This window comes from Halobacterium bonnevillei (assembly GCF_009831555.1).
Taxonomy (GTDB): domain Archaea; phylum Halobacteriota; class Halobacteria; order Halobacteriales; family Halobacteriaceae; genus Halobacterium; species Halobacterium bonnevillei.
The window spans coordinates 1-8,751 of sequence record NZ_WUUU01000130.1; the positions used below are offsets into that span (position 1 = coordinate 1).

12 protein-coding genes and 1 pseudogene are annotated in these 8,751 nt (G+C 69.9%); 4 read left to right on the top strand and 9 right to left on the bottom strand.

What is annotated here, in order from left to right; translation table 11 throughout:
* Positions 1–467, top strand: a 467-nt coding sequence (locus GRX66_RS13665; RefSeq protein ID WP_159527055.1) for a DUF2070 family protein, incomplete at its 5' end; no start/stop codon positions are given.
* 32 nt (positions 468–499) lie between these two features.
* Here GRX66_RS13665 and GRX66_RS13670 read toward each other — a convergent pair.
* The 6 genes from GRX66_RS13670 to GRX66_RS13695 form a co-directional block, all read right to left on the bottom strand.
* The gene (locus tag GRX66_RS13670) at positions 500–1,006 is read right to left on the bottom strand and encodes a hypothetical protein (RefSeq protein ID WP_159527056.1); all 507 of its coding nucleotides are present in this window, start codon (positions 1,004–1,006) and stop codon (positions 500–502) included.
* A 129-nt stretch (positions 1,007–1,135) separates the two neighbouring features.
* Positions 1,136–1,396 (bottom strand): DUF3194 domain-containing protein, encoded by a 261-nt coding sequence (locus GRX66_RS13675; RefSeq protein ID WP_159527057.1) that lies wholly within the window; start codon positions 1,394–1,396, stop codon positions 1,136–1,138.
* Positions 1,397–1,399: 3 nt separating this feature from the next.
* A complete protein-coding gene (locus GRX66_RS13680; protein ID WP_159527058.1) occupies positions 1,400–1,780 on the bottom strand; it encodes a prefoldin subunit beta in 381 nt (126 codons plus the stop codon).
* Positions 1,781–1,929: 149 nt separating this feature from the next.
* Complete coding sequence (locus tag GRX66_RS13685) at positions 1,930–2,178, bottom strand: KEOPS complex subunit Pcc1 (protein ID WP_325064119.1); 249 nt, start codon at positions 2,176–2,178, stop codon at positions 1,930–1,932.
* A 7-nt stretch (positions 2,179–2,185) separates the two neighbouring features.
* The gene (locus tag GRX66_RS13690; protein ID WP_159527059.1) at positions 2,186–2,320 is read right to left on the bottom strand and encodes a DNA-directed RNA polymerase subunit P; all 135 of its coding nucleotides are present in this window, start codon (positions 2,318–2,320) and stop codon (positions 2,186–2,188) included.
* Between the two features lie 2 nt (positions 2,321–2,322).
* Positions 2,323–2,637 carry a 50S ribosomal protein L37ae gene (locus GRX66_RS13695; protein WP_201293023.1) on the bottom strand — a complete coding sequence of 105 codons (315 nt, stop codon included), beginning with the start codon at positions 2,635–2,637 and terminating at the stop codon, positions 2,323–2,325.
* A gap of 297 nt (positions 2,638–2,934) precedes the next feature.
* Here GRX66_RS13695 and GRX66_RS13700 point away from each other — a divergent pair, with 297 nt between their 5' ends.
* Positions 2,935–4,140 carry an outer membrane protein assembly factor BamB family protein gene (locus GRX66_RS13700; RefSeq protein WP_201293024.1) on the top strand — a complete coding sequence of 402 codons (1,206 nt, stop codon included), beginning with the start codon at positions 2,935–2,937 and terminating at the stop codon, positions 4,138–4,140.
* Between the two features lie 48 nt (positions 4,141–4,188).
* On the opposite strand, the gene GRX66_RS13705 is transcribed toward GRX66_RS13700, so the two are convergent.
* Together GRX66_RS13705 and truD are read right to left on the bottom strand one after the other, a co-directional pair.
* Positions 4,189–4,911, bottom strand: coding sequence for a DUF2103 domain-containing protein (locus GRX66_RS13705; protein ID WP_159527061.1), 723 nt, complete (start codon positions 4,909–4,911; stop codon positions 4,189–4,191).
* Positions 4,912–5,061: 150 nt separating this feature from the next.
* Positions 5,062–6,414: a tRNA pseudouridine(13) synthase TruD gene (gene truD / locus GRX66_RS13710; RefSeq protein WP_159527062.1), complete on the bottom strand. Its 1,353-nt coding sequence runs from the start codon at positions 6,412–6,414 to the stop codon at positions 5,062–5,064.
* Positions 6,415–6,528: 114 nt separating this feature from the next.
* Here truD and GRX66_RS13715 point away from each other — a divergent pair, with 114 nt between their 5' ends.
* Positions 6,529–7,953: a carotenoid oxygenase family protein gene (locus tag GRX66_RS13715; protein ID WP_159527063.1), complete on the top strand. Its 1,425-nt coding sequence runs from the start codon at positions 6,529–6,531 to the stop codon at positions 7,951–7,953.
* A 26-nt stretch (positions 7,954–7,979) separates the two neighbouring features.
* Here the strand turns inward: GRX66_RS13715 and pth2 are convergent, their stop codons facing one another.
* Positions 7,980–8,318 carry a peptidyl-tRNA hydrolase Pth2 gene (gene pth2 / locus GRX66_RS13720; protein WP_159527064.1) on the bottom strand — a complete coding sequence of 113 codons (339 nt, stop codon included), beginning with the start codon at positions 8,316–8,318 and terminating at the stop codon, positions 7,980–7,982.
* A gap of 114 nt (positions 8,319–8,432) precedes the next feature.
* On the opposite strand from pth2, the pseudogene GRX66_RS13725 reads away from it, so the two are divergent.
* Positions 8,433–8,751 (top strand): annotated as a pseudogene (locus GRX66_RS13725) (YIP1 family protein); the annotation flags it as partial.

Sequence of the window (8,751 nt, forward strand, 5' to 3'; positions counted from 1 at the left end):
TGATGTGCGGGCCCGCGGACGGCATCGGCCCGCTGGGCGTCCGCGTCGCCGTCCTCGATACGGGCGGCCAGCGCACCGCGTACGTGCTCGTGGACGGCAACAACATGGAACCCGGCCTCCGCGAGGAACTCATGGACGCCCTCGGGGACGTCGACCACGCGGAAGTGATGACGACTGACACCCACATCGTGAACACCGTCGAGTCCACGAACCAGGTCGGCGGCGCCATCGACTGGGACGAACTCCGGGCGCTGGTCGCCGACCTCGCCGAGGAGGCGGTCGCCGACCTCGAACCCGTCGAAGCCGGGATGGCCAGCGAGCGCGCGGAAGTCACCGTGTTCGGGAACGACCGCACGGAGACGCTGGCCAGCCACGCCAACGCCGTCATCGCGATGGGCGGCGCCGTCGCCGCGCTCGCCGTGCTCGCAACCGTCGCCATCAGCATGCTCATCTTCTTCCTGACGTAGCGGAGCGCCGGGCGCCCGCCGCCGCGCCCCGCTCAGTACGTCACCGAGAGGCCCGCGGCCTGGAAGCTGTTCGTGGTGTAGTCGACGAGGCCCACCATCTCCCGGACGGTGACGAAGTTCGTCGCGTCGTTGGACCCCTCCGGGAGGTGGTATCGAACCCCGTCCTCCGTGTACTCCGCGACGAGGACCTTGTGGACGGCGGGGTGCTCGTCCAGGATGGCCCGCCGGAGGTCGTTCAGGTCGTCGTTTGTGTCGTCGTACTTGTTCGCCAGAATCGCCGCCCGGAGCACGTTCTGGGCCGCGCTGGACACGCCCTCGGGGCGATACGCGCGGGGCCGTCCGTAGTCGTTCGCGAGAACGACCAGCAGGTCGCCGTCGACGCGCTCGTTCAGCCGTCGGACGTCGGCCTCGACGGCGTCCTCGTCGAAGAACTCGATGTCGTCGCGGCGGCCCCGCAGGCGAGCGATCTCGTCCTTGAGGAGCCCGTACTGTTCGTTCAGGTCGTCGGTTCCCGCGTACGCGTCGAGAAATCCGGTCATGGGGGACATCGCCGGGGCGACAGAATAAGGGCTCCGGGGCAGTGCGAACGTCTCACACTCGCGTTCCAGCGGCCCCGGACGTCCAGCGAAGCCGCTATCGAGCGCGACGAACGAGCGGAAAATCCGCGGTCAGTCCTCGGCAGCGAACAGGTCGTCGACGGCCGCACGCGCAGCGAGCGCGGCGTCCTCCGCGACCTGCTCGACGTCCTCGTCCGCGTCGGGAGCGTGCACGTAGACGTCCACGTCCAGCGTCCCGTCCTCGAACGTCACCGTGATGTCGAGGTCGTCCACGTCGCCCGTCGCCAACCGCGAGAAGACCATGCCTTCCGCGGCCTCCGAGGCGGCTTCGACGACTTCCTCGTCGGTCGGGTCGTCCGCGTCAGTGCCCATGAGTTACGCGCTCGGGCCGCCCATCGGGCCGCCACCGCCGGCGCCGCCGAGCATGTTCTGGAGTTCCTCCTGGAGCTCCTCGAACTGCTCCTGGACGCGCTCCTCCTGCTTCTCCAGGGTGTCGGCGCGGACCTCGAGGTTGTCGACCTTCTCTTCGAGGTCGTCGTGTGCGTCGTCGTAGTCCGTCTCCACGAGAAGTTCGCCGACCTCGCGGTACATCGTCGTGTCCTCGTCGATGTCGCCGAGGGCGTCGAGCGCGGTCTGGGCCTCTGTGAGCTGGGTCTCGGCCTGCTGCTTCTGGGCCGCGACGGTCTGTGCTTTCTCCTGAAGGTCCTGGAGCTGTTCGAGCTTCTCCTGCGCTTCCGGCGGCAGATTACCCTGCATACGACGTGGGAGGCGCGCCCGACAGAAAAACCCCCGTATTACGCCCCGGCCGTCCGGCGACTCGCGCCGAGGCCGGCAACGAACGACAGCGGTGCTCTCGGTCCCGAACGTGCGTCGCGGAGCGTCGAGAACGGTGACCGGAGACGAGCCTATCGGTGCGGCGCGGCCGCCGCTCGCTCGGCAACCGCTAGCAGCGTCAACCACGTGTTCTGGCCGGCCCGCAGCGCGGTCAGGTCCGTCGCGTTCACGGTCACCCGCACGGTGTCGCCGTCCCGGCACACGGACGCCTCGCTCCGGTCACCTTCGATGTCGCCGGCTTCGACCGCCACGCTGCGCTCGACGACGCGAGCGAACGCCGGCGAATCGTACTCGAAAACGAGGTCCGTGGAGTGGGCCACGGGTCGGCTACTGGACTTCGACTTCCTTGATGTCGCGGCTGCGCTCCTTCAGGAGGACGCGGTGGCCGCAGTACGGGCACCGCACCCCGCCGTACTCGTCGAGTTCGACGTCGCGCTTACAGCGGGAGCACTTGTACGACATGCTTACTCCTCGGCGACGTCGACGTCGGCGGGGATTTCGACGTCCTCGTCGCTCTCGCCGAGCGCCGCGCGGATCGAGCGACTGACGGTGCGGCCGCCCGGCGTCTCGGGCTTGTACGCGCCGCCGGCGTACTTGTAGTTGCACTTCGCGCACTGCCAGATGCCCGTCCCCTGCCGGGAGACGGCGTCCGTCCCGCAGTCCGGGCAGACGTGGTCGTCGTTCATCTCGTCCTCGATCTCGGAGACGCGGCGTCGGGAGACGCGACCGTAGCGAGCGCCGAACCGGCCGGCGCTCCCCGTGGAGCCCTGATTAGCCATAGTGACCGCTTCTACCCGTGGGGCGCACATGAACGCTACGGTTCAAGCGTGCCCGACCGGAGGGAGGGCACGTCATGGCGAGCGGTGAGCGCAGCGACCCGCGAGCAGCGTGTTCGAACGCAGTGAGCCCACGTTGTGGCGAACGCGGAGCGAACCGCGAACAGCGTGCCCGACAATCGGGTGCCCACGTTGTGGCGAGCGACGAGCGAAGCGGGCACATCTTGGGGCAGGAGTGCTCTCTCCGAGAGTGAGACGCTGGACAATGAATAAGTGGGCTGTCGCTGTGTCTCTCACAACGTGCCCTCCAGACTCACGCGGTCGGTCAGTCGCCGCGACGCCCTCGCACTCGTCGGTGCCGGCTCACTGAGTGCGGTTGCCGGCTGTTCGTCGCTCCCGTGGTCGTCAAAGGGTCACGCGCCGCCGGAGCGCCGCGTCCCCGCCGACTGGCATCCGGAGCCCGGCGAATGGCCGATTCGGGACTACGCCTACGCGCGCACCGCACACAGCCCGTTCGCGTCCCCGCCGCGAGACGACCCGGCCACCGCATGGACGTACGAGCCCGACGGCTCCGGCGTCTACTCCCTGGTCGTCGCCGACGGCTCGGTGTTCGTTCGGACGGACACGAAACTCGTGGCATTGACCACCGACGGGGACCGCCGGTGGGAGGAGTCTCGGACAGCAACTGGACAGCTCCAGTTCGTCGATGGCCGGCTCTACGACGTCGAGACTGATTCGGTGACCGCGCTCCGACCTGACGGCTCCGAGGAGTGGTCGGCGACCCTCGAGACTGGTCGTCACACGGTGCTGGAACGCGACGGCTGGGTGTACCTTCTGTCCGGCGACCGCATCGTCCGGCTCCACGCCGACACTGGGGCTGTCGTCGACGAGACGTCCACGCGCGCTTCCGGGCCGAGCACGGCGGGTGGACCGGTCTACACGGGTCGGCACACGATGACGGCCTACGACGTCCGCGACGGCGAGTTCCAGCAGCGGTGGGAGGCGTCACCGGACGCGGCCTACGAGCGGTACGGGCTCTCGGCCGTCGAGAACGGACGGCTCTACCGGCCCGAGTGGACTATCGCCGGGTCGAACGACCGCGACGGACGGCTCTCCGTCTACGACACCACGGACGGCAGCCGACTCGGGGGATTTCCGCTGGAGCACACGCCGCGGCGACCAGCGACGGACGGCGAGCGGGTGTACGTGAGCACGTCGACGGTGACCGCGAGCACGCTCGGCCAGGACGGCCGGCTCGTCGCGCTGTCGCTGGACGCCGACCGCGAGTGGGACTTCTCGCCGGACGCGAGCCTGCAGCGACCAGTCGTTGCGAACGATGCGGTCTACGTTGCGCCGTACCACAATCACGATGCGCCGCTCGTCGCGTTCGACGCGTCGACGGGCGACGAACTGTGGCGACGGGACGTCGACGCGGTGTCAGAACTCGCCGTCGCAGGCGAGACACTGTACGTCGCCGGGGACGCGGTCCACGCATTCCGAGCGTGACACCGCGATCCGCGTCTCAGGTGTGGCGACGTGCGTTCGCCGTCCGGCTTACTCCGTGAGTTCGGCGTCGTCGAGCGCCTCGTTGAGGTCCGACCGGACGCGTTCGCCGGTGTCGTGGCTCATCGCGGTCGTCACGACGCGGTTCTCCTGGACGCTGGAGCCGTCGCGCACGAGCAGCCGGAGGTTGCCGTTGTCGTCGGCGCGCGTGACCTTCGCTCGAACTCCAGTGCGGGACCCGGACCCGCCGGCGTCGATGGGGCCCGGAATCACCTTCTTGACGTTCGGGTGGTCGGCGACCGTGCGGATGGCGCGCTGACCGTCGCGGTCGCCGATGAGCGTCGAGTGCCGGCCGCCGATCTTCTCGGCGACCGGCTTCTCGACGACGTCCAGCAGGCGGTCGCCGCGCTGTTCGACGACGGTCTCGACCGGATTCTCGCTCGGCACTCGGAAGACCTCGTACCGGAGGTCCGCGCGCACCGCGCGGATGACGTCGTGGTCGCCCGCGACGAAGACGTCCTCGGGGCGCTTCCGGCGGATTTCGTCGGCGATGCGCCCCGCGAAGTTCCGGAGCTCCACGACCCCGGTCTCGCCGCCGTCCTCCGGAACAGTTGCAATATCCGTCCGGCCGACCACGTCCTCGTCGTCGACGAACGTGAGCGTGGCGTGGTCGCGGTCGCAGGCCGCGACGACGCCGTCGCAGTTGGCGGTGTCACAGACCAGGCAGTAGTCGCCCGGCTTCTCCAGTGGCGAGCCACACCGCCGACACTCCATTAGTTCGACCTCGGGGTTCCGTCTGGAAAAGGGCCGTGTTTCCGCGAAGTCGCGGACGACGGGGAGCAGCCCGGCGTCCCCGGCGGTTCGTCTTCGGAATGCCGCAGTCGTCGAGGTTCGCGGTGGCTCAGTCGACGTTCGGGGCGCCAGTCACAGTTCCAGCGGACTCGTCTTCAGGTACTCGCGCAGCACGACCGTGGCGTAACTCCCGGAGGGGAGCGCGAACTCGAAGGTGAGCGGGTCGCGGTCGACCTCGAGGTCGGGACCCAATAGAATCGCGCGCCGGGTGCCCGCGGAGTCGAAGTCGCCCGGAAGGTCGAAGTCGCCGGGTTCGAGGTCGAGATCGTCGAGGACGGAGCGCTCGATTTCCCCGGGTTCGCCGGCTCCGAATTCGGTGTCGGTGCCCACGAGCGGCGCTGTGACGAACGCGCGGCCGCGAGCGCAGTGGCGCGCCATCACCTCTACTCGGTCGGCGGTGACGCGCTGCTCGCGCCCGGGGTCCGGGCGAGCGACGCCCTCGGGGGCGTCCGACTCGGCGAACCAGACGACGTCGCCCTCGACGGGTTCGTGGAACGGGAGGCCGCGCTCCATGCGCTCGGAGACGATGCGATTGAACGCGTACGATTGGGCGGCGTTCACGAACAGCCGCTGGAGGTTCGACGGGAACGTCTCGACGGCGTCCCGGAAGCTCCCGCCGTCAGCGAGTTCGTGCAGCATCGTGCGCTCGTAGCGCAGCCGGTTCGGGAACACGTCGAGCGCGGCCTGCCAGTCGCGGGTGTCCTCGACGAAGCGGCGTGCGTCCTGGGAGTCCTCCGGCTCGTACTCGCTGGGGCTGCCGAGGTAGGCCATTGCCGCGCCCTCCCAGTCACCCCGGAGGATAGCGAGGCCGACCTCGTGCGTGATGGGGCGTTTGCTGCCGAAGCGCTGCTGGCCGAAGTAGTTCGGCACTGCGGGACGCGGAGCGTCCCGACCCGAGCGAGCGGGCGTGGGCCCCGAGCCAGCGCCGTCAGCGCCGAACTCGCGGAGGTCGTCGCTCACGGCGTCGGCCTGCTCGGGGTTCTCGGGGTCCCGGACGACGACGCGGAACTCGTTGCCCGTGAGGTCGCCGAACTGGAGGCCGCGGCCGGCTCGCCCGACGACGTCGATGTCCGCGTCCGGGACGTCCGGGACATCCTCGGGGTCGACGCCTCGCAGGGCGAACAATTGGGTGGTGACGGCGTGGCGGTCCTTCGTGCCCGCCCACGTCACGCGCTCGCGGCTCATCTGGAGGCGGTTGGAGAGTTCGCGCGCGAAGTCGTTCGTGTCCCAGCGCGTGAGCCGCGCGCGCACCACGAGCCACGGGTAGTCGTCGGGGTTCGCGTCCGCGGGCTGCGTGTCGAAGTCTTCGATCTCCGTGACGCGGAAGTCCGACGGCGAATCCCGGAGGCGGCCGCCGGTGCCGTCGCTGTCGCTGGCGTAGTACTCCATCCCGACGGCGCGTTCGAGTTCGTGCGCGTCCCGCATTCGTCCCGTTCTCGGGGCGCCCGCGGCTTAACCCGGGCGGTTCGGCGCCGGCCGGCGCGACCCCCCGACCCCACCACCGCCACGGCTTTGCCGACGGCCGTCGAAGCACGACCGATGGCCGACTACCGCATCGGCTTCGAGTCCGCGGAGACGGAATGCGACGGCGTCGACCTCCCGGTGGACGGCGACCTGCCGGCGTGGCTGGACGGCGCGCTCGTCCGGAACGGCCCTGGGAAGTTCGAGGCGGGTTGTGGGGAGGGTGCGGCGGACGAGGGGTTCGCGCACTGGTTCGACGGCCTCGCGCTCCTCCGGAAGTTCGCGTTCCGGGACGGTGGCGTCGAACTCACCACTCGGTTCCTCCGCACCGATGAGTACCGCGCGGTCGTCGAAGAGGGCCGACTGGGCGCGGGTCAGTTCGGGACGCGCGCCGGCGGCAGCCTCCTCGGCCGCCTGACGGACGCGGTGCTCCCGGAGTCGACGGACAACGCGAACGTGAACGTGATGCGCACGGGCGAGCACTTCCTCGCGCTCACAGAAGTCCCGACGCAGGTGGCGTTCGACCCCGAGACGCTCGAAACGCGCGGCGAGTGGGCGTTCGACGACGACGTCGACGCGCACATGGCGTGCGCCCACCCGGTCGTCGACCCGGAGTCCGGAGCGACGTTCAATCTCTCCGTCCGGTTCGGCCGCACGCCGTCGTACGTCCTCACGCGCCTGCCCGCGGGCGAGACCAGCCGCGACGTCGTCGCCACCCTGTCGTTGTCCGATCCCGTCTACGTGCACAGTTTCGCGCTCACGCCCGGCCACGTCGTGATTGCGGCGTGCCCGCTGGTCGTGGACGTCTTGGGGCTGGTGCGGCCCGGCGGCCACGACACGTTCCTCGACGCGCTGGACTGGCGCCCCGGCCGGCCGACGACGTTCGTGGCGGTCTCGCGCGAGACGGGGAACGTGGTCGCCGAGTCGTCCGCGCCAGCGTTCTTCACGTTCCATCACGTCAACGCGTTCCGCCGGGCCGACCGCCTCGTGGTCGACCTCGTGGCGTTCGACGACGCCAGCGTCGTGGACTCGCTGGCGCTGGCAGACCTCCAGGCCGGGTCGGTCCGGACGCTCGACGGCGACCTGCGGCGGTATTCGGTTCCCCTCGACGGCGGCCGCGCCACCCACGAGACGCTCGCCGCTGGTGGCCTCTCACTCCCGCGGTTCGACGAGCGGCGCCGCGGCCGCCCGTACCAGTACGCGTACGCCACGCGCGCCGGTGGCGAGGACGGCGCGCCAAACCACCTCGTGCGCGTGGACCTCGAGACGCTCGAGACGCGCGTCTGGGAGGAGGCAGAGACGTTCTGCGGGGAACCGGTGTTCGTTCCCGAACCCGGCGGCGGCGAGCGCGACGGCGTCGTCCTCTCAGTGGTGCTGGACGCCGCCCGCGAGCAGTCGTTCCTGCTCGTGCTCGACGCGGACAGCTTCGAGGAGCGAGCACGTGCGTGGGCGCCCGACGTCCTGCCGTTCGACTTCCACGGCCAGTTCTACATGGGCCGCTGAGCGCGACGGCGAACGCGAGAACCGGTCTAGAAGAGCGAGAGGTCGCCAGTGACCTGGTCGACGTCCGCGTCGGGCGCGGGCCCGACGGCGACAGCGGTCGGGGTCCCTGGTTCGAGCTGGGTCCGGCCCGCGTCCTCGATGACGGCCGACGGCAGCCCGCGGACGTTCGCTTCTTCCGCGATCTGGTACAGTTCGCGTTCGCCGCTGGCCTTCACGACGACCTTCTGCTGCCCCTCGGCCTTCCAGCGGCGCTTCACGTCCTCGTCGGCGTACTCGTAGGCCTTCAGGGACGCGTGGGCGACCTGCGCGGCGAGTTTCCCCTGGCCCATTCCGATGTCAGTGCGGGCGGCGATAACCTGCTTCATGTGTGACGTGACGGGCGGCCCGGTCAAAGCGTTGGCTACTCGCCGGCACGCACGGTCGTTGTCGTCCGCGAATCGACCAGAAAATAGATGCACTGTGCGCGTTCAGGCGCGTGTATGGCCCCGCGAACTCCCCTCCTCCACCCGAAGCAGTACTTCGAGCAGCGCGGCTTCGACCTGCGTCCCGCGGCCGCCGCCGTCGGCGTCGCGATTCTCGCGGTCGTTCTGACGTTCGCCGGCTTCGGGGTCGTGCTCGCCGACCGCCTGCGAACCGCCGGCCACCACGGCGCCGCGAACGAGGTCTGGGGCGTCTTCGGCCCCTACCTGTTCGGCGTCGTGTTCGTGATGCTGCTCGGGTGGGTGATCGCCGCGGGTATCGTCCACGTGATCGCCCGCGCCGCGCTCAGCCACGACGGGCGCTTCGGGCAGACGCTCG